This window comes from Vibrio crassostreae (genome assembly GCF_024347415.1).
GTDB classification, from domain to species: Bacteria; Pseudomonadota; Gammaproteobacteria; order Enterobacterales; family Vibrionaceae; genus Vibrio; species Vibrio crassostreae.
This window is the reverse complement of the sequence record NZ_AP025476.1, coordinates 1,489,465-1,513,554: the sequence shown is the minus strand read 5'-3', so window position 1 is coordinate 1,513,554 and position 24,090 is coordinate 1,489,465. Positions and strand designations below refer to the sequence as shown.

Annotated in this window: 18 protein-coding genes and 1 pseudogene; 9 read left to right on the top strand and 10 right to left on the bottom strand. The window is 43.6% G+C overall.

Going from position 1 to position 24,090, the window contains the following annotated elements; all coding sequences use genetic code 11:
* Complete coding sequence (locus tag OC193_RS06885; RefSeq protein WP_048658495.1) at window positions 1–897, bottom strand: EamA family transporter; 897 nt, start codon at window positions 895–897, stop codon at window positions 1–3.
* A 103-nt stretch (window positions 898–1,000) separates the two neighbouring features.
* Between OC193_RS06885 and OC193_RS06880 the strand changes: the two genes are divergently transcribed.
* Complete coding sequence (locus OC193_RS06880) at window positions 1,001–2,389, top strand: aminotransferase-like domain-containing protein (protein WP_048664855.1); 1,389 nt, start codon at window positions 1,001–1,003, stop codon at window positions 2,387–2,389.
* Window positions 2,390–2,647: 258 nt separating this feature from the next.
* Complete coding sequence (gene cqsA / locus OC193_RS06875) at window positions 2,648–3,829, top strand: alpha-hydroxyketone-type quorum-sensing autoinducer synthase (RefSeq protein WP_048664854.1); 1,182 nt, start codon at window positions 2,648–2,650, stop codon at window positions 3,827–3,829.
* A gap of 150 nt (window positions 3,830–3,979) precedes the next feature.
* On the opposite strand, the gene OC193_RS06870 is transcribed toward cqsA, so the two are convergent.
* The 4 genes from OC193_RS06870 to OC193_RS06855 all read right to left on the bottom strand — a co-directional run bounded on the left by OC193_RS06870 (window position 3,980) and on the right by OC193_RS06855 (window position 10,522).
* Window positions 3,980–6,028, bottom strand: a complete 2,049-nt coding sequence (locus OC193_RS06870) for an ATP-binding response regulator (RefSeq protein WP_048664853.1) — start codon at window positions 6,026–6,028, stop codon at window positions 3,980–3,982.
* Between the two features lie 413 nt (window positions 6,029–6,441).
* Entirely contained in the window at window positions 6,442–8,211 is a 1,770-nt protein-coding gene (locus OC193_RS06865; protein ID WP_048664852.1) for an ABC-F family ATP-binding cassette domain-containing protein, read from the bottom strand.
* A gap of 311 nt (window positions 8,212–8,522) precedes the next feature.
* The gene (locus OC193_RS06860; RefSeq protein WP_048664851.1) at window positions 8,523–9,338 is read right to left on the bottom strand and encodes a TauD/TfdA dioxygenase family protein; all 816 of its coding nucleotides are present in this window, start codon (window positions 9,336–9,338) and stop codon (window positions 8,523–8,525) included.
* A gap of 281 nt (window positions 9,339–9,619) precedes the next feature.
* The gene (locus tag OC193_RS06855; RefSeq protein ID WP_048658489.1) at window positions 9,620–10,522 is read right to left on the bottom strand and encodes a Vmh family MBL fold metallo-hydrolase; all 903 of its coding nucleotides are present in this window, start codon (window positions 10,520–10,522) and stop codon (window positions 9,620–9,622) included.
* A gap of 177 nt (window positions 10,523–10,699) precedes the next feature.
* Here OC193_RS06855 and OC193_RS06850 point away from each other — a divergent pair, with 177 nt between their 5' ends.
* Window positions 10,700–11,593, top strand: a complete 894-nt coding sequence (locus OC193_RS06850; protein ID WP_048664850.1) for a LysR family transcriptional regulator — start codon at window positions 10,700–10,702, stop codon at window positions 11,591–11,593.
* Between the two features lie 132 nt (window positions 11,594–11,725).
* Entirely contained in the window at window positions 11,726–12,127 is a 402-nt protein-coding gene (locus OC193_RS06845) for an ACT domain-containing protein (protein ID WP_048658486.1), read from the top strand.
* Window positions 12,128–12,226: 99 nt separating this feature from the next.
* On the opposite strand, the gene OC193_RS06840 is transcribed toward OC193_RS06845, so the two are convergent.
* A complete protein-coding gene (locus OC193_RS06840) occupies window positions 12,227–14,113 on the bottom strand; it encodes a methyl-accepting chemotaxis protein (RefSeq protein ID WP_048658485.1) in 1,887 nt (628 codons plus the stop codon).
* A 442-nt stretch (window positions 14,114–14,555) separates the two neighbouring features.
* Between OC193_RS06840 and OC193_RS06835 the strand changes: the two genes are divergently transcribed.
* The 5 genes and pseudogenes from OC193_RS06835 to OC193_RS06815 all read left to right on the top strand — a co-directional run bounded on the left by OC193_RS06835 (window position 14,556) and on the right by OC193_RS06815 (window position 19,397).
* Window positions 14,556–15,251: a VC0807 family protein gene (locus OC193_RS06835; protein ID WP_048658763.1), complete on the top strand. Its 696-nt coding sequence runs from the start codon at window positions 14,556–14,558 to the stop codon at window positions 15,249–15,251.
* Window positions 15,252–15,607: 356 nt separating this feature from the next.
* Window positions 15,608–15,883: an HU family DNA-binding protein gene (locus tag OC193_RS06830; protein WP_048658484.1), complete on the top strand. Its 276-nt coding sequence runs from the start codon at window positions 15,608–15,610 to the stop codon at window positions 15,881–15,883.
* Between the two features lie 26 nt (window positions 15,884–15,909).
* A complete protein-coding gene (locus tag OC193_RS06825; RefSeq protein ID WP_017059112.1) occupies window positions 15,910–16,053 on the top strand; it encodes a hypothetical protein in 144 nt (47 codons plus the stop codon).
* A gap of 325 nt (window positions 16,054–16,378) precedes the next feature.
* A complete protein-coding gene (locus OC193_RS06820) occupies window positions 16,379–17,281 on the top strand; it encodes a VirK/YbjX family protein (RefSeq protein WP_132940229.1) in 903 nt (300 codons plus the stop codon).
* A 420-nt stretch (window positions 17,282–17,701) separates the two neighbouring features.
* A pseudogene (locus tag OC193_RS06815) lies at window positions 17,702–19,397 on the top strand (FAD-dependent oxidoreductase).
* A 158-nt stretch (window positions 19,398–19,555) separates the two neighbouring features.
* On the opposite strand, the gene OC193_RS06810 reads toward OC193_RS06815, so the two are convergent.
* The 4 genes from OC193_RS06810 to OC193_RS06795 form a co-directional block, all read right to left on the bottom strand.
* The gene (locus OC193_RS06810) at window positions 19,556–20,236 is read right to left on the bottom strand and encodes a Crp/Fnr family transcriptional regulator (RefSeq protein ID WP_048658481.1); all 681 of its coding nucleotides are present in this window, start codon (window positions 20,234–20,236) and stop codon (window positions 19,556–19,558) included.
* Window positions 20,237–20,362: 126 nt separating this feature from the next.
* Entirely contained in the window at window positions 20,363–21,091 is a 729-nt protein-coding gene (locus tag OC193_RS06805) for a nucleoside phosphorylase (RefSeq protein WP_048664848.1), read from the bottom strand.
* Between the two features lie 8 nt (window positions 21,092–21,099).
* Window positions 21,100–21,834 (bottom strand): nicotinamide riboside transporter PnuC, encoded by a 735-nt coding sequence (pnuC, locus tag OC193_RS06800; RefSeq protein WP_048664847.1) that lies wholly within the window; start codon window positions 21,832–21,834, stop codon window positions 21,100–21,102.
* A gap of 279 nt (window positions 21,835–22,113) precedes the next feature.
* Window positions 22,114–23,664 carry a methyl-accepting chemotaxis protein gene (locus OC193_RS06795; protein ID WP_048658478.1) on the bottom strand — a complete coding sequence of 517 codons (1,551 nt, stop codon included), beginning with the start codon at window positions 23,662–23,664 and terminating at the stop codon, window positions 22,114–22,116.
* Window positions 23,665–24,090: the final 426 nt, after the last annotated feature.

Genomic DNA, 24,090 nt, shown 5'->3' with positions numbered 1-24,090 from the left:
TCACTTTTGTTCTGCGAGTTTCGTTGTAGCTTGAGAATTAGAAGCCTTCGCAGGCTTCACTATCAAACCAATCCCGACTAAAAACAGCACCGATGCAACCACTTGAGCGACTGACAATACTTCGTCATACATAAAGTAACCGCTGATCAATGCAAAGATTGGTACTAGTAAGGTTAACGGTGCCGTTGTGCTTAAAGGATATTGGATTAACAACTTATTCCACACCCAGTAACCAAACAAGGTGGTCGGGTAAGCCTGAAACAGAACAGCAATCGTCGTATTCCAATCCCATTGTTCGATGCCCTGCCAGATAATTTGATCACCGTGTAGCATCACTGCAAATAACACTAATGGTACTGGAGCAAACAACATCCCCCAGACATTGAACGCAAAAGCTTGAGTGGTTTTAGATGCCTTAACAATCACGCCCATTAGCGTCCAACTACACGCTGCAATCATAATCAAGATCACGCCATTAACGGTGATATTACCCTGTGCCGCCGAGACTAAGACTGCGAGTGCAAACATGGCTAACATCGCACCAACTAACTTACGAACCGACGTACTTTCTTTGAAAACCCATACCCCAACGGCCATACCAATTAATACGTTGGTAGAAAGCAATACAGACGACAACCCTGATGAGAGCCCCGCTGTGATTGACCATGAAGCCATGCCCCAAATACCCACACCGAACACAAAGCCATAACTGACTAAATAGCGCCAAGCGACATTCGGTCTCGCCACAAAAAATATCACTGGAATCACCGCTAGCGAGAAACGCGCAGCCGTTGCCAACAAAGGGTGCACATTGGTCACGCCCATTTTGATCATCGAGAAATTGAATCCCCAAATTGCCATGACGAACACCGCTAACAACAAATCATTTCTTTTCATACTGACCCCTCCTTTGTTTTAAAAGAGTATCCCTTGAACAATAAAACCGGTACAGATACAATTTTTACAATAAAAACCAGTACAGTTAATAACGGTCGTGACAATGAGCATCTACAGAAAACTTGCCAATCAGTTTATTAATGAGATTGAAAGTGGGAAAAGACCTGAAGGTGGGCGTATGCCTTCGCTTCGTCAATTGGCTAAGCAACAAACCGTCAGCATGTCGACTGTAGTGAGCTGTTACCAAGAGTTAGAATCACAGGGTTGGATTCATTCTCGCCCGCAAGCGGGGTATTTTGTCTCGCCTCACAAGCCTGTTCATTCAACACCTGAGTGGGCGCAGTTTGAAAGTAAGATTTCCAAAGTTAAGCAAACTTCATCGACTCACAACTCAATCAATGGGCCTTTAGGGGTCTCTAGCACCACTAATGATGAACAATCGATTGTTGAACTAGAACGCAGTTTCCGCCGTTCTATCAAACGTATGGGCGACAGGCTTAATCACTACCCTGATACGCAGGGCGAGCCGATGTTAAGACAAGCTTTGTCCACCCACTTTGCCAAGCTTGATGTCCACTTTGGACCTGACGAAATGGTGATCACGGCAGGCTGTATGTCGGCGATTAAAGCCGCTCTCGAATCCTGCACCAAAGAAGGTGACACCATTGCCATCAGCTCTCCTTGCTTCAACGGTATTCTGGAGTTGCTCGGCAAGATGTCACGCCAGATCATCGAGATCCCGTCTTTGGATGACGGTGTCGACCTAAAACAGCTAGAAACACATCTGAAAAACAAACGTGTGGATGCAGCAATCTTCTGTACCTCCCATATGAATCCTCAAGGGATCAATATGTCTGCCAGTCAAAAGCAAAAACTGGCTGAATTAGCGAACCACTATCGAGTACCCATCATTGAAGACGATGTGTATTTGGAGCTGTCATACTCATCACACACGCCTCTGCCAGCAAAATACTATGACAAAGGCGGATACGTGATGTGGTGTGGGTCGGTATCGAAAAGCCTTTCACCCAGTTATCGTTTAGGCTGGTGTTTGCCTGGCAGATACATAGACGAGTACAAGGCTCAGTTTTCTGCTGCTAGCTATGGCGTCGCCCTGCCGACTCAACTCGCGGTTGCTGACTTTATCGAATCAGGCCAATACGCCAAACACGTTAGAAGAAGATGCTCTCAAATCCTCTCTTTGCGCCAACAATACCTCAGCTATTTAACTCAACACCTTCCTCAAGATGTGAAGATCAGTAACCCACAAGGTGGCATGGTGCTTTGGTTACAAATACCCAATCTAAATCAACAAGCATTTACTCAAGCGGTCGCCGAACAAAACCTTGATATCAGGCTTGGGCATCTGTTCAGCACTCTTGATCTCTACAGCAACTGTCTACGCATCAATTTTGGTTATTCGTTAGAGGGAGAAGCCAAACAGCAGTTGGATGACTTGATTAAACTTATCCATCAATGTGTCAGTGGTTAGCCTTTTCTAAGAGCTTTCTCTCACGGCTTTGACTCTTAGTCCCTTCATCGCTATTTGTTATAAAAGAGGCGGTTATTATTCTGATTGGAATTGGGTTAAAGCTCGTTACCGTAAGGAAATCCATTCGCCTCAAAACCCTTAAATGCTGAGTTTGCAAGCACCCACAAAATTATGCAACTTGGCTAATGACACACCACTTTTTATCTTCAATATACAGCCGTCAGCGCTGGCGTTTTCCTATATTTGAAGAGAACTATTATGAGTGATAAAACCAAAAACAAAACATTACCTTCCTTTATTGAAGAACGCTTGAGCTTCTATATTCAAGACCTAATCACCCAGAACCAAAGCCAAAAACACTTGGTGTTGGGTAAACGTCCATCGCGCGACTCCGTTGTCATGCAGAGCAATGATTATTTGTCTTTGTCACATAACAAAGCAATCCAACAAGCTCACCAAGCGGCGATCAGCGACCACGACGACAATGTGGTAATGTCTGCGATTTTCTTACAAGATGCAGAGTCTAAACCTGCGTTTGAAACCGAACTCGCCAACTATGTTGGAATGGAAACCTGCCTGCTTTCTCAGTCTGGTTGGGCAGCCAATATTGGGTTGCTTCAAACGATCTGTCCGCCAAATACGCCGGTGTATATCGACTTCTTTGCACATATGTCGCTATGGGAAGGTATTCGCGCAGCAGGCGCGGCAGCTCATCCATTTATGCATAACAATATGAGTCACTTACGTAAGCAACTGGGACGTCATGGTTCTGGTGTGATTGTTGTCGACTCGATTTACAGCACCATTGGTACCATTGCCCCGCTCCGCGACATCTACGAAATGGCGCAAGAGTTTGATTGCGCTGTTATCGTCGATGAATCGCACTCATTAGGGACACACGGTGAAAAAGGTGCAGGCTTAGTGCAAGCTCTCGGGCTCACTGACCAAGTCGACTTTATCACGGTCAGCTTAGCCAAAACCTTCGCTTATCGTGCAGGCGCGATCCTTGGGCCCAAACAGCTCTCTGATACTTTGCCGTTTGTTGCTTATCCTGCCATTTTTAGCTCAACCGTATTGCCGCAAGAAGTGATTCGTTTAGAGAAAACATTGGAGGTGATTAAAGGTGCAGATGACAAACGACAAGCCCTGTTTAAGCGAGCACAGTCGCTCATTACGGGTCTAAAACGGATTGGCTTTAACATCCGTAGTGAATCTCAAATCGTCTCGCTAGAGTGTGGTAATGAAAGAAATACAGAGCGAGTGCGCGATTTCCTTGAAGAACGTGATGTGTTCGGTGCAGTGTTCTGCCGCCCAGCGACAGGGAAGAATAAGAACATCATCCGATTTTCAGTGAATGCCGACATGACTCCACGAGACATTGACCATGTGCTCACGGTTTGTCATGAGGCGTACCATCACCCAGAGTTAGAATTCGTATAGCTCTGAACACACTAATTCTTTAACTAAAAACGGCAGGACTGAATGGACGCTACCATGTCGCTAAACAAAAAGAGCCCAGCAATTCGCTGAGCTCTTTCTTGCATTTGAGTCGCCGACACGATGGTCGTGTAGCTCAAACTATGACATTCACTAGATCCAGTGAGCAATCTTATCGAACAGTCGGTTTTTATCTGCGGGTTTGACGATGAAATCAGACATGCCTGATGATTCCATTTTTTCCAAAGTGACGGGCGAACTATCACCGGTATGGGCAATAATCGGCACTGAAGAGTATGCCTTGTTGGCACTTCGAATTCGGCGAGACGCTTCCACACCATCCATGATTGGCATTTCGATATCCATGAGAATCAGGTCAATATCGTCGCTATCCAACGCATCTAACGCTTGCTGACCATCTTCTTTCTGCACCACATCAAAGCCCTGCTTTTCCAATAACATAGCAGTAAAACGGCGCAAAGATTCATTGTCATCCACCACCATAATCGTACGTTTGTTCGCAGCCTCTAACGGTTTTACTGGCACAGACGGCATCACGTAATTGGAATCGAACAGTAAACGGTCGATGGTCGCTTTGGTATTGAGTAGCCAAACTTGTGTTTCCACCCAAATAGGCTCGAAAGTGACGTTACATACACGCCTAATCGGATGATGCTCATAGAGGTAAATGATTCGAGCTTCGGTAAACGAAAGCAGTGATTCAATCCTCTCCAAGCAGCTAGCTCGTAGATCCAAGCTCTCCATATCAACGAAAACCAAATCAAATTCGAACTGATATTCCTTATTTTTAAGCGCAGAAGCGACATCCATAATAGTGAGGTCAAAGCCCATAAAACGCGACATCTCGGTCATTTTACTGGTCAGAACCTTCTGATCACTGATCATCACCACGCCCTTTAACTTAGTCAGTTCGCTCTTAATCTCTTTCACTGAGTTGGATGTCAGAGCTGGAAACGTCATCGTGAATTGCGTCCATTGCTCCACTTCCGACTGACATTTGATTTCGCCACCAAACGAGCGCATTACCTTCTGACAAAATGGCAAGCCTAAACCGTAGTTACCTGATTGGCCTGTGGTGTAGAAGTCTTGGAAGATACGGCGAATCACATCACTTGATATGCCAGAGCCGTTATCCGTCACCATGATTTGATTGGTTACTTCATCACTGCACATCGTGACATGAATATGGAAATCTTCAGGGCTGCGATGATGGAATGCGTTCTTGAACAGGTTATACATCACGTACTTCAACAAGGTATCGCTTCCTAAGAAGTCAAAGTCGCTTTGTACGTCTAAAGAAATTGCAGATTTATCGGCTGCGCGCTTGTAATTAAAGCTGGCAATCGAACCCTCCACGACCGCTTGCGCCGAATGCTTTTTAAAGGTCGAGCGAGAGACTCGGTTTTCGTCAATTGAAGTCAATAACAGATCAATCGTTTCGTTACCTGAGTGAATGATCTCCATCGCTTCATCACCCACTTCTCGCAACTGGATAACGTCTTCATTACTCAGCGCATATTGCCCTTTGTGGTCGCCACTTTTAGGGTTCGGTAGTATGGATTGCATGACATCAATAGAGGTCAACAAACCACTTAATGGGTTTCGCATTTCGTGGGCAATACCGGCACCAAAAGACTTCGCCAGTGACACTTTGTTCTCGTGTTCCACCTGATTACGGAAGTAGAACAAGTTACCGAACAAGTAGATAAACAAGAAGATGGGCACATGCGTCCAGTCCATTGTAATTTCTAGGTAGAAACCTTGTGCCACCCAAGCGCATAACGTCGCAATTCCGATTCCGGCAAAAGTTTGAGCGAACATGACTTTAGTGACGTGCACCAACAAAATATGCAGGAATATAGCTGACATGAAAGACATGACCCAAACATTGGACCAATTGTTCATCAGCAGCATGTAAAAGAAGAAACACGGCAAGCAGAGGGTTACCGCAACTTGGTAATAAGCCGGAAGGTATTTGCGCCATTCAAATGGCACACGATTACGGAAAATGATGCCTAAGAACAGTACCGAACACGTTAGACGCAGCGGTAGGTTTTCATAAGGTTGTGGGAACAAAAATTCCCACACAATGTAGTAAATGGGAAAGCCGACAAAGCCCATCCAACCTACAAGGGTGAGATTAGGTTCTGCGTATTGATAAACTTTGCGAATAGCGTTCATACGAAATACTTTGTTCTCTAAGCCCTAACGTTTACTGGTTCTATGGTTTAATTTTTATTCTTATATTTAGGCGCCGATTATATTACACATCACCTCCGAGCAGTGAGGTTTGAATCAAATATATATCAAGGTTTTTGCTTTTAAACTTGAATTTGGAGTCAGTATAAATACTGACAAAAGTAACAAAAGCCTTTAGCGGATTCAGAATAACTAAAGAGCCTTTGGCCGACTCTGAATAAACGAAGAGTCTTTGGTCATGCGTGCTCAGCGATCACAGCCGAGCACACACAACTCATCAATGTTATATCGAGTCAACTGGCGAGCGCAGCTAACCAAGATTTTTAGCAAACTAACACGCGCAGCTAATTGAAATTTACAACTAATTGATATGTAGAACTAACTGATATGTAAAGCTAACGAAGCTCCAATTTCATATTGATAGTTTCTATTTCTTGCTGCCATTTATGTTGAAGATCTGGCTTTTGATGTTTTGCTTTTCGAGACTGGTCTTGTGTCAGTAACTCTTCCAACTCCAACAGCCTTTCCAAAAGCAACTCTTCATCGTTTTGTGTCGTATTTGAGTGGTGATTTTCGATAAACTCAGATTTGGATAACAACACCGAGCTTGGCGCTGTGTCATTCGCCTCTAAGCTAACGACCTGATTACCGACAGACATCGCCTCATACACCGCATCTAAGTAAGTCATTTCCACAAGTTGACCATCATTGATGTACCAGAATCGATTGCATGATTTTTCAATCAACTCTCGATCATGGCTGACCAACAGTAGCCCCCCTTCGAATTGAGTTAAGCAGTTCACCAACTCTTCCTTACCTTCAATATCCAGGTGGTTCGTTGGTTCATCAAGCAACAAGAAGTGATACTTAGCCAAAGATAGCCCGACAAACAGTAGCCGGGAACGTTCACCACCACTCAGTTCAGCGATCTTTTGATCGTGTCTTTCATAAGAAAAACCCGCGCTGATCAAAGCCATTTTTCTAGCTTCCTGAGAAACAGGATAAAACGGGTACAACGAATCTATCAAAGAATGTTCATCGCACAGTTGGTTCAAGCTTTGGTCGTAATAACCCACTTCAGCTTGAGGATGGAAGTAACCATTATCTTCAAGTTGAGAGGCTTGATAGCTTGCCCATAGCACTTTCAACAATGAAGATTTCCCTGCGCCGTTCTTACCTAAGATAGCGACTCGATCACCACTCTTAATCTGCTGGAACAGAACTTCGAACAATGGCGCTTGATCTTGTGCGGCGGCGATTGGCACCGAAGCTAGTTCAAGTAAGCGATTAGCCTTCATTGACTCACCTGACAGGCTTAGTGTCCATGGTTCAATCGTATCCAAACGCGTCATGGTCGTTCGTAAACCCGCGGCACGTTTCTCCATGCTTTTGGCTTTGCGTGCGAGGCCTTCGTTATCGAAATCCCTACCCCAAATAGCTAATCGCTGCGCACTCTTTTCAATGCGGTTAATCTCCTTTTGTTCCGCCTCTTGCCTTTCAGCATCAGCTCGGTCCTTCTCCTCTAAAGCCTTCCTTGCTTGTGTGCAGGTTTGACTAAAGGTTTGCAGTTTTTTATCACGCAGTACCCAAGTACAGTTGGTTACATGATCGAGTAACCTTTGGTCATGTGACACCATCACAAAAGTGCCCTTCCAATCCATCAGAAACTGCTCTAACCAAAGCAAGGTTGGCAAATCTAAGTGGTTACTCGGTTCGTCCAGTAGTAGAACGTCGGGTTCGACAATTAGGGCTCTTGCCACCAGTACTCGTGCGTATTGACCGCCACTTAAGGTGCCAATCGGCTGATCCCAATAGCTTTCGTCAAAGCCTAAATTAGACAAGATGATTTGAGCACGCCATTGCTCGGATAATTGGATCTCTGGTGGCAGGTTATCGACAACGGCATCAAGCATCGACATAGTCAGCAGTCGTTTAGGGAGATGTTGCTCAATAAGCGCGACTTCAGCATACGAGGCGAATGAAACACTACCAACATAGTCTGGTAAATCTTTGTTTAATAGACGTAGTAAGGTGCTTTTGCCACAGCCATTACTGCCAATAAGGCCAATGCGGTCACCTTTCTTAATGGTAAAGGAAAGCCCATCAAATAATCGGCATGATGTTAGATCGTAAGAAATGGATGATGTAGATATTAATGTAGTCATTTGTTTACTCAAGTTTCAAGCGCAAAAAAGCGCTGTCGTCATTCGCTGACAACAACCAAGTAAACTAGAGTGAAGAAACTCTATTGAAGGTTATATTGAAATGCTTCGCTCAAGTTTTGGTTATCGCAGCACGATAGTGTTAAAACTTGAGTTTTGGTCGTACCAAAAAATATGCGCGAAGTTAAATTCACACACTTTCATAAAAATCCTCCTTATGTTTGTCTTGAGTTGAACATTAGCGCTAAAAATAAATCACATTAACCGATGAGTCAAAATATTTAGGCGCTTCGACTTGTACTTGATTTACAACCTTAGGTCACTGTTACTCGGTGCATTTTTCTTGGCGTATCACCGTAATCAATCACAGCATAATGCTGAGTGACCCTGTTGTCCCATATCGCCATTGAGCCCCTGTTCCATTTGAAACGCACTTGATACTCTGGTCGTCGTGCAATTTCAAAAAGCTGGCGAAGTAGTGAATCACTCTCTTCACGCTTGAGTTCATTGATGTAACGGGTAAATTGCTCGTTGATATATAGCGTCTCTTTGCCCGTTTCTGGATGAACTTGTACTAAAGGATGTTCTACTGGCGGATTTTCTTGCGCGGTTTTCAGCAACGACTTATGCCAATCTAGCTCAATTTGGTCCGATTCAATACCCTCAAACGCGACTAACGAATGCGTTGCCGATAAGCCTCTTAGCTTTTCTTTCATGCTTTCATCTAATGAATCGAACACTGAGGTCATCGAACACCAAATCGTGTCGCCACCGACATCCGGTACATGTTGAGCATGCAATAGAGAGGCTTTAGATGGTAGCTCCCGCCAGGTTAAGTCGGTATGCCAATAACTTTCCATCGGGGCATTACCACGTGTTGTTTCTATCACACAGACCTGAGGCACATGTTCGACGCGAGGAAAAAACGGATGCGCTGGTTCGAGTTGCCCAAACCGCTTTGCAATCATCAAATGCTGTTGTGGCGAAAGGGTTTGAGCATCGAGAAAAATCACTTCATGGGTTAGAAGCGCCTGATAAACCTCATCAAGTTCAGTCGCACTGCATGTAGCGAGATCGACGCCGTGGATACGAGCACCGATGTGAGGGGTAATAGATTCGATTTTCAACATAAACTCGCTTATTGATGATGTGACATTTCAGAGTCAATTTAGATACTGACTATTAAACCGGATAATGGCGAGTTTTCTTTCCACACGCTGCTAAAACATCAAAAAAAAGAGCTCCTAAATAGGCGCTCTTTTTGTTTTTTGATACTTCCTGTATCCGTAGACAAGTCCAATCTGTAGTACTTTCACCGAAAGCCAGATCATCGATATCTCCAGTTGTGTATCACCAATAAATCTAGCACACAATCTTCAGGCTTTTCTGAGACACAACCGAGATATTCAACTTAGTGCCATTCCATCTCACCGCTTAGCACTTTGGCACCCAGTTCTAGATCGCCTTCCGTCGCCTTAAATTGTGGGTATGCTTTCTTCATGTAATCACTGATATCAACAGACGTTGGCTTACTTGTACTTACCAACGCATCTTCAATGTCAGCTACGTAATCCAATGTAAATTGCACGCCATTTGTACCCGTTGGCATTTCACCTAAGTAGTGACCCGGAATCACCACCTCAGGCTCAAGTGCTTTCATGCGTTCCAAAGATTGTGACCACTGGCTACGAATCTCTTTCGATGCGGTATCTGCCATCCATACATGCACGCCGCTATACACCGACACACCACCAAACACAGTTTTCTCAGACGGAATCCATAAGTAAGCCTGGTGTGTGTTGATTTCTCTCACCTCTATAGTTTCACCTTCAATGCTTAGCGTAGTGTCGTTAAGAACGGTTGGCACAATGACTTTAGACGGTGCGTTGTCTTCTAAGATTGGCCCCCAGTATTCGAGCTTGGCATCTTTGGTGCGCTTGATATGTGCAACAACTGCTTCACTGGCAACGATCTCTACGTGTGGAAATGCCGCCACAATCGGTTCTAAGCCAAAGTAAAAATCTGGGTCACCGCTGCTGATGTAAATCATCGATAGTTCTTTGCCAGTCGCTTTGATTTGATCCACCAGATTTTGCCCGTCTGCGACACTAAATTGTGCATCAAACAGAATCACTTCCCTCTCTCCCGAAACCAGCACAGAGGTTGCTGGGAATATTGCATTTTCGCCCGGATTGTAATGAGTGATGTTTAACTCCGCTGCAGAGACAACACTCGATTCAGCTAGCATAGCTCCTAAACTCATTGTTCCTAAAAGCGCGGTTCTTGATAAAAGGTTTTTAGATAACTTCTTCATAGTTTTATTCCATTATTCGGAGCTGAACGCCTGCCAACTCATTGAGTGTGCAAATATCTTATTTGATTGAATTTAGATGAAATAGACATCAAATTGACTTTCACTGTTGCAGTTTTCGGACATATACTTATTTTCTGGCAGCGATTAGATTCAAAAAACATTTGGGTAATAAGAACAATGGATAAACTCGAGGCAATGAATGTCTTTGTCACCATCGTTGAGCGCGGCAGTTTGAGTGCGGCAGCCGAACACCTTGAGCTTTCTCGAACCAAAGTCACGCGCTATTTGGGTGAGCTCGAGAACTGGATGGACACGCGCCTGCTTCATAGAACCACTCGAAGCTTGAGCTTAACCAGTGCGGGTAAAGAGACGCTTGAAGTCGCGCGAGAACTGCTTGCCCTTGAAGCATCTTTAGCAGGTATCAGAAACCAGAGCCGAGAACACTTGAAGGGCCAACTGCGTATTACCGCGAGTTATTCGATTGTCGACAGTTTCTTGATGGACGTGATCAGCCGCTTCATCGGCAAGTGGCCAAAGGTCTCAATTGATATCGTCTCTACCGATCAAACCGTCAACCTTGTTGAATCACGCATCGATTTAGCCATTCGCATAACCAACGAACTAACACCCAATATTGTCGCGAAGCAGCTCGGTGAATGTCGTTCAGTGATTTGTGCGTCGCCTCAATATCTAAAAGAGAAAGGCACACCCAAAGACGCGCAAGATCTAGCTCACCACAACTGTTTGTCATTCAGTTATTTTGGTAAAACCGCATGGACGTTTAATGGCCCGAATGGATTGGAATCAGTGCCGATTAAAGGGAACATCAGTGCGAATACGTCTGAGGTTCTGCTTTCTGCCACACTCAAAGGCAACGGTATCTGCTTACTGCCGCTTCCTTCGGTGGAAGGCTTAATTGAAAACGGGCTATTGGTTCCTCTACTCTCTGAATGGAAACCGAAAACGCTAGGTGTGCACGCGGTTTATGGAACACGTAAACAAGTCACACCGCTGTTAAGAGCCTTTATCGATCACCTATCTAACGAGATGGAACAATCGACAAGTTGGTAGGTAAGCCTTGTCATTAACAAAGCTGATGCGGAATAAGGATTATTCATTTTACTTATCTTCCACCCGACTCTATCGTGGTTAGATTATCCAATCCGCATCAACGAGTGCGTTAATACTATTAGGGAAATATTTATGGCTGCCATTACCGATTTAGATGTTCTTCTCAAATCGATGTCACCTGAGCTCATCGAAGGTAATTATGTTTTCTGTACTGTCGACGGAGCGTTGGCAGATTATATTCAACTCGACCCAATCGCGACCTTTCGTGAAAAAGAAGGCTTAACCTTGGTGCTCGCTGAGGATGCAGCACACCAAGCTCAACTCGATTTCGATGGCGTGTTTAGCTTGATTACTTTGTCGGTACACTCAAGCCTTGAAGCGGTGGGGTTAACTGCTGCTTTTGCTACCAAGCTAGGCTCATACGACATTAGCGCCAATGTGATTGCTGGCTATTACCATGACCATATCTTCGTTCAAAAAGACAAAGCAGACGAAGCAATGAGCGCGCTTAGAGAGTTTTCAAAAGCGAGCTAAAAAAGCGTTCACCAGATACAAAAAAAGCGACGTAATCTACGTCGCTTTGGCTTATTGCTTACTGTTCATTCACTGATCAGGCATCAGAGAACAAGACCGTTAAGCAAGCTTAAAAGTCGCCACTTTGTCACTTAAACCAGCGGCTTGGCTCTTAAGTTCGTTCGACTCAGTTAAGCTGTCCTGCGCGCCCACAACCAAGTGGTCAGTGACATCTTTAATGGTCGTAATGTTTTGGGTAATTTCACCCGTCACGTGCGTTTGCTCTTCAGCGGCAGTCGCGATTTGAGTCGCCATATCACTGATCAAAGCAACTGCCGTATTGATCTCTTCAAGCGCATGCGAAGCTCTGTCGGCATCTTCTACTGAATGTATTGCCAGTTTAGAACTGCTCTCCATCAGCTCAACGGCTTGGGTCGTTGTGCGCTGTAGGATATCAATCGTTGATTTGATCTCTTCTGTTGAAGAGTGAGTACGCTGCGAAAGCACACGTACTTCATCAGCAACCACAGCAAAGCCACGACCTTGTTCGCCAGCACGAGCCGCCTCAATTGCAGCATTCAAAGCAAGCAAGTTGGTTTGCTCTGCAATGCCTTGAATCGTTGCGAGTACAGTCGAGATCTCTTGAGCATGCTTGTTAAGTTCGCTAATCACACTACCCGCTTCGTTCACTTCATTGGCTAGATTATTGATTGAACCTTTGGTATCTACAACCAGTGCGTGACCGCTGTTAGTGCTTGTCGCTGAATCTTGCGCCGCTTTTGCTGTTTGCTCGGCATGCGATGCGATCTCTTGCGTTGCGCTCGCCATTTCAGTTACAGCCGTCGCGACCATAGTGATTTCTTGCTGCTGATGATTAAGCTCACCCACAGAACGGTTCGCACGCTGAGCACTTTGCTCTGACTGGCTGTTTAGCTGCTCTGACTGCCCACGGATATGGCCAATCAACTGCTGTAAACTTCCAACAAAAGTATTGAAGTTATGAGCCAACTCGCCCACTTCATCTTGGTTTTCAACATGAATGCGTTGAGTTAAATCACCACTACCATTCGCGATTTGCGCCAGTGCTTGAGATACGTGGTTCAACGGACGGAATAGAATCGTACACAACAGGTTAAACAGTATGGTACATACGATTACCACAAGTAGCGTCACCAACACTTGACCAATCACTGCATCAAATAGTGGCGCAACCAATGAATCATGGTTAACAACGCTCACAGTAATCAGGCTCGTTCCATCAATCGCACGTGCGTACAGAACATAGTCGCTGCCGTTCAACTCGATAGAAGTGTCTTTACCGCTAGTCAGCGCCTTTTGTACATCCGCAAAATCTAACCCAAGTGAGCTGATATTTTTGTTCAGTAACTTGGTGTCAGGGTGCGTATAAACCGTGCCTTTATTGGTCGCGATGAACATGTAACCTTCACCCGGAAGAATCACTTGCTCTAGGCTATTAAGAATGTCGGTAATTTCAACATCCGCGCCTAACACAACCTGTTGACCATGTAATTGCATGGCAGTACCCAACGACACAACATTCGCCCCAGTTGCAGCTGCAACCGTTGGGTTGTCCATAAACACTTTACTTGGGTTTGCTACCGCATTGGTGTACCAACCCCATAAACGTGGGTCATCATTACCCGGCGGCAGTACCACTCCGTTCGCATTCTTTTGCGAACCGTCAGGAAACGCTAAGAAGACATTATCAAAAGACGCAGAATCACGAACCTGTTTTAGGTGAGTCACCAAGCTTTCTTGTTTGGATTCTTTCGAAAGAGAAGTAAGCGCACGCTCTTTGGATAAGATCCAATCCGATACATATTGATTGTAAGAAGCCGATGCGCCCTCTAAGCGCTGCTCAACTTCAGTATCCAACCTTTGCAGTGAAGCACGAAAAGACAATGCCTCGACCAAAATCCCCCCCAGGATAATGGCCATACTGGCTGAGATCGCCAGTTTATTTTTAAGCGAGAGTTTCTTGAACATAGGAAACCTATAATGTGGAAGTAAAGAACCGTGGCGAACAAATTGGTTGCCAAAGCGGTTTGCAAGCGCGATATATTTTACGCTTTAAAATAAATTAAGAAACCGATGAGGAACTGAAATATTGATATATGTGAGTAAGTGCACGCATCGTAACCCATTGATTTAGAGAATGGTAAACTCTAAATTTTGAATTAATGTATTAAACAGAGTCAGTTGGTGGTGTCTTTCTTTGGGAAGAATAACGGCACAGGTTGATCAACCAAAGTCCAACGTTAACAGCAAACTCAGGAGCACAAAGCCATAAATCAAATATCAAATAAGTTCAGAGGTGTCGTTGATGTCACATGTCGTTACACAGCATGGTGTCTTAAGGCTTTACATCTTGCGCAAGGTAAACAACAATCCCTGAGAATAAATCCATAACATAATGTATTTAGAAATTATGAGTAGCACAGAAAACAAAAAATCGAGTCCTCTTTTCGAAGTTGTATTTAACGTCCTTCTTCCTTCATTCATTTTAATGAAGTTCAGTGGAGATGAGCATCTCGGAACAGGCTTAGCATTACTTGTCGCACTAGCCTTCCCTATTGCTTACGGTGGCATGGAGTTGATCCGCAACAAGAAGTTCAACTTCATAGCAGCGCTTGGCTTTGTCAGTGTACTTTTAACAGGTGGCATTGGTTTCTTTGAGCTAGACACTCGTTGGTTAGCGCTAAAAGAAGCATTAATCCCAGGTCTAATTGGTTTAGCGGTCCTTGGCTCAACCTTCACCCGCTATCCGTTTATTCAGAAAGTTATCTTCACACCAGCTCTGTTAAATATCTCTCTTATCGAAGAGCGTTTAAAGCAGTTTGGTAAGCAGGCGCAGTTCGACCGTTGCTTAATGACATCAAACTACCTATTCGCGAGTACTTTCGCATTTTCTTCTGCGATGAACTACTTCCTAGCAACTTGGATTGTGACTAGCCCTGCTGGCACCGCTGCCTTCAATGAAGAACTTGGCAAGCTGACACTTTACAGCTACCCAGCAATCGCCATCCCAAGCATGTTGATGATGTTGGGTATTTTCTACTACATTTGGCGTCAAGTTCGCTCTATGACTTCGCTAGAAACAGAACAAATTTTTATTACTAAATAGTTCTGAATTAACAAATCTCTCTGACAACACAACAAGAAGCCCAGCAATTAAGCTGGGCTTCTTTGTTTTTACTCTTTCGTTTGTAAACATGACAGATGACAGTTTCGACTTGGATTATGAACCTCACGGACAATCCGAATGACTTTTCTCAAGTTAATTTGGGCGACATGTCTATAAACCAATAATAATCAATGAATTGCATTGATTGAACCGACAGATGCTTTTATAGTCAATCCTGTTGGTTACTTTACAAAGCTCTACCGAACCACTGACAATATTTCAGTTGCCGTTGATAAGATCGCATAAGCTAGGTGCTAAAGGTAGACGCCAGCCGTACTCAATAAGGAATATAGATTATGAACAAATCTCAATTAGTTGAACACATCGCGACTTCTGCAGACATCTCAAAAGACCAAGCTGGCACAGCGCTCAATGCGCTAGTTGAAGGTATATCTTCTTCGCTTGCTAACGGTGATGACGTATCGATCCTTGGATTTGGTAGCTTTAAAGTTAACTCTCGTGCCGCTCGAACTGGTCGCAACCCGCGTACCGGAGAAGAGATTCAGATTGCAGCATCAAAGACGCCAGCATTTAAAGCAGGCAAAGCACTAAAAGAGACGTGCAACCTGTAACACAGAAAAACACAAGGAAGATTACGATGACGACTAAGGAAAAAGCGAAAACGAGCCGAAGCAAAAAAGCTGGCAAGTCGACTAAAGCACAAGCCGAAACACCTAAGACTCGTCAACGCATTGAAGAGCTTCTTGAAGAGCGTGAATTGGCCAAACTGTTAGAACTATAGTTTATGTAAGAACTAAAGTTTAAGTTTAAGCAAAGTGATAGTTTGTTATCGTTCTAATGCCACTTCAGATTTGTAGTGGCATTTTTGGTTTTAGAAACAGGTTCCTATAGCAAACAATCGCTTCCTAGCTCTTCTACCCACTAAAACACGACCCCAACCGTCCAAAATATGAACACTAAGTAACTGGCTTAGTTACATTGTCATACATACCCATACATACCCAAATCGCATTTTTCACTATCATCATTTTCTTGTTATTGGTGAGATTATTGGAAGGGTTCGTAACACAACTGTGTTCGAACAATACTTCTTCTTTGAGGTGATTATGAATGTCGTTCGCATGGGGATTGAAGCCAATACCCATAAAAATAAGGGTAAATACAAAGCCATAATTAAGTTTACCATTCGAGCTCTGTTTTATTATTCAGCCACTCGAAAAATGAGTGATAACTTCAACTCTGAAGAGAGAAAGTTGTTATTTATCAAGCAGCCCAACTTCTTGTCTAAATTTGTGACTCCCTACCTATGTACTGGCTTTAGCAATAAAGAAAAGATCGACATCTTGTCCAAGCACTACGACTGGTTTGAAAACACCTTCGCAACAGAAGCACGTCAACAAATCTACAATGAAAGACTCAATCTTCTAAAACTAGACATCGATGACCGCATCTATCTAGTTAATCTCAGCTTTGAAAGAAACGCGAGAAAAGAAGGTGAACTCACAGTTTCATTGACCAATTCTCAACTCGAAAAAATGTATACCATTTCATTTACTGTTTTCGACAACAACATCTACATCGGCGGTATTCAGGGTGGAGCCAATGACAATGGATTTAGCCGCACATTCACCAAAGCTTTTTACGGTTTAAGACCTAAATCCTTCATGGTAGAAACACTACGATTGCTCGCTATTAACTTGGGTCTCGACAATATCTATGCGGTAAAAGAGTCTGGCCATGTGTCGAACTCATTGCGCTACGGCAAGAAAAACAAAGATATCAGCCTTAAATACGACAGTCTGTGGGAAGAACACGATGGACAGGTGCATGATGACTATTTTTATCGTCTACCGACAAACCCAAACAGGAAAGATCTTGAGGGGCTAAAACGTCAAAAGCGTAAGCTATATCGCGAGCGTTATGCTTGGCTAGATCAGTATGAACAAGACCTCAAAAATGAAATGAACCACTATACCCATGGTTCTGTTAATTATGCTCATTCGAGTTAATTTGGCTAACCTGTACTCAACTAGCTAACGCGTATTACCTTCACTAGCGTGCTTTAGTCTAATCACTGCTCTTAGACCAAACGCTCAAACCCGAGGTGACAGCTTCAAACTAAACCTCTCCCCTCACCGACTAAGGCGTCTTTCAATAGAATAGAGTCGTCTTAGTCGGCAATGCATTTTCAAATAATCCTAATTTAATGCGCGCCAAAGTAATCACCTTAATTAGGTTTACAGCCTTATAAATTAGAAAAAACTAATAAAACAAACATTAGACAATGCTAATTTACGTCTTTATAGTATCTAGGTATTTCGAAAACTACTCAATCGCCGGCGACTAACCAGTCCTGATCATTAGGAAGATACAAGCTCTATGCTCGGCAATTTGTATAGTTAAACTTAGAGACAGTAATAGGTAAACGTATGACTAAAATTGTAATCATCGGAGGCGTAGCTGGAGGTGCTTCAGCTGCTGCACGCGCTCGTCGCCTTAGTGAAGATGCAGAAATCATCATGTTCGAAAGAGGAAGTTTCGTCTCGTTCGCCAATTGCGGCTTGCCATACCGGCGACATTAAGGATAGAAGTAAACTCCTCTTGCAAACTCCAGAAAGCTTCTTAGCTCGATTTAACGTTGATGTTCGTGTTATGAACGAAGTCATATCCATTGATCGACACAACAAGCAGGTTACTGTTAAGAATCTATTGGATAATAGCGAGTATACTGAAAGCTACGACTTCTTGCTCCTTAGCCCAGGCGCAGGCCCTATCGTACCGCCAATCCCTGGTATTGATAACCCACTAACCCATTCGCTGCGTAACATCCCAGACATGGATCGTATCATTCAAACGATCCAGATGAACAAGCCAGAGCACGCAACGGTTGTCGGTGGTGGATTCATCGGTCTAGAAATGATGGAAGCCTTCCACCAATTGGGAGTTAAAACCACGCTAATTGAGATGGCAGATCAGGTGATGACACCTGTCGACCGTGAAATGGCGGGCTTTGCTCACTCTGAAATTCGCGTGAAAGGTATTGACCTTAAACTAGGCGTTGCGCTTCAAGCTATCGAGTACGTACCGAACGAACATATAGCCAGCATCGGTTCTGGTGAAGATACCGAACACCAGCATATTGAAGGGGAACTAAACCTTACTCTCAGCAATGGTGAGTCACTAACCACTGACATCTTAATCATGGCTATCGGTGTGCGCCCTGAGACTAAGTTGGCAAAAGAAGCAGGACTTCAAATTGGTGAACTCGGTGGTATCTACACCAATGAAATGATGCAGACTAGCGATCCTAGCATCTACGCTGTGGGTGATGCAGTCGAAGAAAAAGACTTTGTTACGGGTGCACAAACTCTCGTTCCACTTGCTGGCCCTGCAAACCGTCAAGGTCGTATGGCTGCCGACAACATGCTAGGCCGCAGTGAAACCTATCAAGGTACACAAGGCACCGCTATCTGTAAGATTTTTGACCTCGCGGTTGCTTCAACGGGCAAAAACGAGAAACAACTTAAACGTGATGGTGTTGAGTACGAAAAGGTCTACGTTCATACTGCAAGCCACGCGAGCTACTACCCCGGCGCACAAGTTGTCTCGTTCAAGATGTTATTCGATCCTAAGACAGGGAAAATACTGGGTGCGCAAGCCGTCGGTAAAGATGGCGTTGATAAGCGCATTGATATTATGGCAGTAGCTCAACGTGCAGGTATGACCGTTGATCAACTTCAACACCTAGAATTAACCTATGCACCACCTTACGGGAGTGCCAAGGACGTGATTAACCAAGCCGCATTTGTTGCCAACAATATTATTACAGGTGACGCGACACCTATTCATTTCAATGAGATTGAAACATTAAGCGACAACCAACTCCTACTCGATGTTCGTAACCCTGGCGAACTAGAAAGTGGTGGTTTTATTGAAGGAGCAATCAACATTCCAGTCGACCAACTACGTCATCGAATGAGTGAGCTTCCAATAGACAAAGAGATTGTAATCTACTGCCAAGTCGGGTTACGTGGTAACGTGGCTTATCGCCAACTCGTCAACAACGGCTTTAAAGCACGTAACTTAATCGGTGGTTATAGAACACTCATGTATGCAAAAGCTTAAGGATTAATACTTAGTCGCCGGTAATGGTTCGCGGACACTTACCGGCTAGTTGCTAGTTGCTAGTTGCTAGTAGTAAGTCGCTCATAAATAGATATGAGTAGTTAATAGTAAACATTGAAAACAGAGCTTGGCATTTGAGTAAGTGCCAAGCTCTTTTATTATTCGTAGGAGCCAATAAAGGCTTGCAGTGCTTGCTGGTCGATAATCTCCAACCCTTGTTGCCCTTTCTTGATGAAACCTCTATCGAGTAAGTCTTTGACTGCTCTGCGGTACACCCTGCTTGATGTGCCAAAGCGTTCCGCTTCTTGGTTCACTTTATCGAAGCCGCCTAACACGGTATTGGTCTGGCTTTGCACCAGTAAATCGTAGGCAATGTTGTAGGTAATCGAATGTAAAAGACGATTGGTGTAAATGCCCATCGAGTCTTGATAATCTTCGGCTAGTGCTGAGGCGAAAAAGAACATCATCTCCGGCTTATCATGCAATGCTTCTGATAGTTTCTGGATACAAATAACATCAACCTGCATATGTTCATCTGCCACTACATTCCATTGGCAAGGTGTTTGAGTGAAGAACTCCATCTCGCCAAAGATATGATAGTCGCAGCTCACCTCCCCTAACTGAAAGCGTCGCCCGTTAGCTGCAGAGATACTCATGGAGACTTTCCCAGCAGGCACAACATAGAGGTGTTGAAGCTGTTCACCTTGGCGCAGAATTTCATCATTCTTATCAAAATAGCGCGAACTGACTTGGTGTTGGTAAATGAGAGCTTTGAATTCAGAGCTTTTCTGTTCTAGGTAGTTTTTAAAACGTCCGCTTGAATATGGTTCGATCTTCATACTAACTGTCTCTCATTGCATGAACTGCTGTTGATGTTATAGCGATTGTAGCGGCTTAAACCAATGGAGAGAACAATAAAAAAGCGACGGTCTCCCATCGCTTTTATCTTCAGTTTATTGCAGCTCTTACTGAGCGGTTAACGCTTCCAAAGCGGCTAGTGATGCAAGTCGTTCACCGTCCATCATCACTTTTGCTTCATCAACATACTGTCCAACACCGTCTTTTACATCTTGTTCGTACAAGACAACATTGTTCAAGATGGAAGCTACGTTAACCCCTCTCAAGCGACCGACAGTAAACAGTGCCGATGTTTCCATGTCTGCACCTAATATACCTTTGCCGTTCCAGTACTGACAAAGCACCTGTTCGTCATCCGTATAAAAGCTGTCGTGTGAGCGAACCGTTCCTAAATAGTAAGGTGTCGATTGCTGCTGCAAGAACCCATCTAACTCTTTCAGCAGAGAGAAGCTCGCATAAGCCGGATACGACGGTTTAACGTAAGCTGCAGAGCCCCCCTCATCGCGCACCGCACCTTCTGCGACAATCAATTCCCCAAGCCCGATGTGTGATTGCATCGCACCCGCAGAGCCGACTCTTACGATATGAGTCACGCCACAAAATTTAAGCTCTTCGACTGCAATAATCATCGAAGGAGCACCAATGCCAGTACTACAAACCGATATTGCTTTGTCTTGGTAAGTACCAGTGAAAATTCGATATTCACGGTTTTCAGACACCAGTTCAGCATGCTCAAGTAAATTCGCAATGCGATTCGCTCTATCTGGCTCGCCACAAACAATGACTAACGGAGCAATTTGCGTTTCATCAACACCAATATGAGGTTGCTTTGCCATTTTAACTCCTAAGAAGCCGTTGCTTGAGTCAGTGATTTATCACTGTTACGTTTAGCTGTACGAGCCCACTCACGAGTACCGTTCGCCGCAATAAACATCAAAATAGCGTATTGGACAGACATTGCGTAAACGCCCTGCGTCGCGTAAATACCAACACTGATAATATTAATCACAATCCAAAGGATCCAGTTTTCAACATACTTACGTGTCATAAGAACTTGAGCAACAATCGATAGAATGGTCATGGTCGCATCCCAGAATGGGAACGCATCCGGTTCAAGCACTGGCTCCGCTAAATCCGCACCAAATAGGTTCAGACTATCAACCGCGATGTTTGCTAGCGCAAAAAAGAATGGGTCGATGTACATAGTTAGCAAAGCAATCGAAATCGCACACGCTGCAGCCGTTGCTACGAGCTTATTTTGGCTCAACCAACGAACTTCTAATGTTTCACCTTGCTCATTAGGTCGTGTCCATGCGTACCAACCGTAAATGTTGGCACAGAAGAAAAAGAGTTGAAGAAGTAAAAGTCCGTATAACTGAATTTGGAAAAAGATAACCGCAAATAAGGTGACATTCAGTAATCCGAACAAGTAGTTAATGGTTTTCTCTTGGCTTGCAAACCAAATACACAACAGGCCAAATACTGTGCCGAACGCTTCGATCCAGCTCATTGCATAGCCACCCCCTATTGGGATATTGACTAGAGTATTGTTGATATCAAGTAGGGCGAATAGGTCCATAGGGATGTCCTTTATTATTTATTTTTTTAGTAGCACCTATCTTATTGCGCCGACAGAAACAAACAGGAGGACATTTGTCCCCCTAAGATTGCATACGATCATAAATCAGAATAATAAACAAAGAAAAACAAATCTCTCATCATCAAGATCGCTCCCTTTTAGCTGTCTATTTGCGTAGCTATTCATTTAAACGAGCATCTTCGAAAAGCAACCCTAATTACCTACTCTAGGCTTGAAGAATGTATAACCAAAACCAGCTAACCACTTGCTCAATTAAGTTTAAAATCGAGCCACTCCTTTTCTTAGCTCATTCAAACTAAGTACACTTTGCTCATACTGCTTTTTACTGTCTTCCATAAGGTCGTGAGAAGCTTCAGCTTTACTGTGTATGGAAAGAATATTCTGGTTAATCTCCTCTGAGACATTAACTTGCTCTTCAATAGCGACCGCTATTTGATTATTCCTATCAACTACTCCTTGAACCTTTTCACTCAATAATGTGAGGCTTTCTAGAGTCGATTGAATCGTCGTTTGAGTGCGTTTCGCTTTTTCAGTACCGTTTTTAACGGCCGTTACTGACTGACCACTGCCTGTGCACAGCTTTTCGATAACCGCTTGAATCTCTGTTGTTGCTTCTTGTGTTTTCTGAGCAAGCACTCTTACTTCATCTGCCACAACCGAAAACCCTCTTCCTGAATCACCAGCTCGTGCAGCTTCTATCGCAGCATTCAGTGCTAATAGGTTGGTTTGATCGGCAATCGCGTTGATCATCTCGATGACGGAGCTTATTTGTTGTGTCTCCCTCTCCACAGATAGCGATATTGTCGATATGTTGTCTAATTCATTGGTGAGCTCAACGAAGTTCTCTTCGACTTGATTTAGCTCGTTCTGACAAGATAAAAGCTCCTGTTGAGTGCTAAAGGTAGAATCGAGAGTTCCTTGCGCATTTTGAGAAATTTCACTTGAAGCCGCCTGCATTTCGTTGATGGCGGTTGCTGCCATATCGATTTCTGTTTTTTGATTTTCAAGGTTTTCAGACACGGTTGCGTTCGATTCAGCGGTTTTATTCGCCTGCTTTAGGGTCATTTCACATGAATCACTCACCGAAATTCGAATTCTGCCTAATAACGCTTTGGCATATTGTTTCCGAACTTTCATTCCCAGAGCAATTTCGGAGATATCGTCCACCTTGCCAAAATAAATATGTTCCATTAAAGGGTTGTTGAATTCATCTTTTGCTATTTTACAAATGCTCTCCAAGCGACGCGTAAGGATATAAATTGATATCGAACTACCCATAAAAATTAACAACAAAATTTGCGGTAAGGTTACGAATTGATTAACGTGAAGCGCATAAACGAGCCCGATTAACAATATTGAAATGAACGTCTGACGTTGCCAAAGTCTTGTTTTCGGTAACATGAGCTTGAATGGTGTTTTTCCTCTATTTAAAGTTCCATACGCTTTTTCTGCTCGTTCAACGTATTCTCTTTTGGGTTTAAACCGAACAGACTGGTACTCGACAATTTCGTTATCTTCTTTTAACGGAGAAGCAAAAGCATCAACCCAATAATAACCACCACCTTTCCGTTGATTTTTCACCATACCCATCCAGTTACTTCCTGACTGAATATGGCCCCATAGGTCTTTAAATGCGGCTTTAGGCATATCACTATGACGAACTACGTTGTGATACTCACCTACGAGCTCTCCTTCTTGATAGCCTGCTACTTCATTAAAATGGGGACTTGCATACTTGATTTTACTGGAAGGGTCTGTCACTGAAATTAGATTGTACGACTCTGGGTAATCATACTCTTGCTCTGTCATAATATTTCCCTATTTAAACTAGATAACAATCAACTTGTTGTGTGGGTCATCCATGCCACACCGCGCTGAAAAGGAAGACACTTGATCCTTTTCTCATTCAAAAACCAACCATTAGCCATTGATTCAATTGGATTTTAATGTAAGTAAAACGAACATCAGACCTACCCAATGGTTAGATAAACAAATCCAAGAGCAAGCACAACGCATAAATGCAGTCAATTTCATATCAACATAAAATAATACTAGCCTATCAAAAATAAAGAGGGAGAAATCAACATTAAAAGCATTAAGGCTATAGCGTATTTATCTAAGAACGCCTTTACATTCAAACTTTATAACCAAAAACTAATATACTTATATAATTAATCCCTAATATATCGTTGAAATAAAAATATTCCTTTGTAAGCAAGCCCTCTATTCTCACGT

Bases quoted from the DNA above. Each gene is read 5' to 3' on its own strand.
- OC193_RS06795 (WP_048658478.1), bottom strand. From the start codon at position 23,664: ATGACAGAGCAAGAGTATGATTACCCAGAGTCGTACAATCTAATTTCA.
- OC193_RS06840 (WP_048658485.1), bottom strand. From the start codon at position 14,113: ATGTTCAAGAAACTCTCGCTTAAAAATAAACTGGCGATCTCAGCCAGT.
- OC193_RS06820 (WP_132940229.1), top strand. From the start codon at position 16,379: ATGAATGTCGTTCGCATGGGGATTGAAGCCAATACCCATAAAAATAAG.
- pnuC (WP_048664847.1), bottom strand. From the start codon at position 21,834: ATGGACCTATTCGCCCTACTTGATATCAACAATACTCTAGTCAATATC.
- OC193_RS06825 (WP_017059112.1), top strand. From the start codon at position 15,910: ATGACGACTAAGGAAAAAGCGAAAACGAGCCGAAGCAAAAAAGCTGGC.
- OC193_RS06835 (WP_048658763.1), top strand. From the start codon at position 14,556: ATGAGTAGCACAGAAAACAAAAAATCGAGTCCTCTTTTCGAAGTTGTA.
- OC193_RS06845 (WP_048658486.1), top strand. From the start codon at position 11,726: ATGGCTGCCATTACCGATTTAGATGTTCTTCTCAAATCGATGTCACCT.
- OC193_RS06870 (WP_048664853.1), bottom strand. From the start codon at position 6,028: ATGAACGCTATTCGCAAAGTTTATCAATACGCAGAACCTAATCTCACC.
- OC193_RS06855 (WP_048658489.1), bottom strand. From the start codon at position 10,522: ATGAAGAAGTTATCTAAAAACCTTTTATCAAGAACCGCGCTTTTAGGA.
- cqsA (WP_048664854.1), top strand. From the start codon at position 2,648: ATGAGTGATAAAACCAAAAACAAAACATTACCTTCCTTTATTGAAGAA.
- OC193_RS06830 (WP_048658484.1), top strand. From the start codon at position 15,608: ATGAACAAATCTCAATTAGTTGAACACATCGCGACTTCTGCAGACATC.
- OC193_RS06810 (WP_048658481.1), bottom strand. From the start codon at position 20,236: ATGAAGATCGAACCATATTCAAGCGGACGTTTTAAAAACTACCTAGAA.
- OC193_RS06850 (WP_048664850.1), top strand. From the start codon at position 10,700: ATGGATAAACTCGAGGCAATGAATGTCTTTGTCACCATCGTTGAGCGC.
- OC193_RS06805 (WP_048664848.1), bottom strand. From the start codon at position 21,091: ATGGCAAAGCAACCTCATATTGGTGTTGATGAAACGCAAATTGCTCCG.
- OC193_RS06865 (WP_048664852.1), bottom strand. From the start codon at position 8,211: ATGACTACATTAATATCTACATCATCCATTTCTTACGATCTAACATCA.
- OC193_RS06860 (WP_048664851.1), bottom strand. From the start codon at position 9,338: ATGTTGAAAATCGAATCTATTACCCCTCACATCGGTGCTCGTATCCAC.
- OC193_RS06885 (WP_048658495.1), bottom strand. From the start codon at position 897: ATGAAAAGAAATGATTTGTTGTTAGCGGTGTTCGTCATGGCAATTTGG.
- OC193_RS06880 (WP_048664855.1), top strand. From the start codon at position 1,001: ATGAGCATCTACAGAAAACTTGCCAATCAGTTTATTAATGAGATTGAA.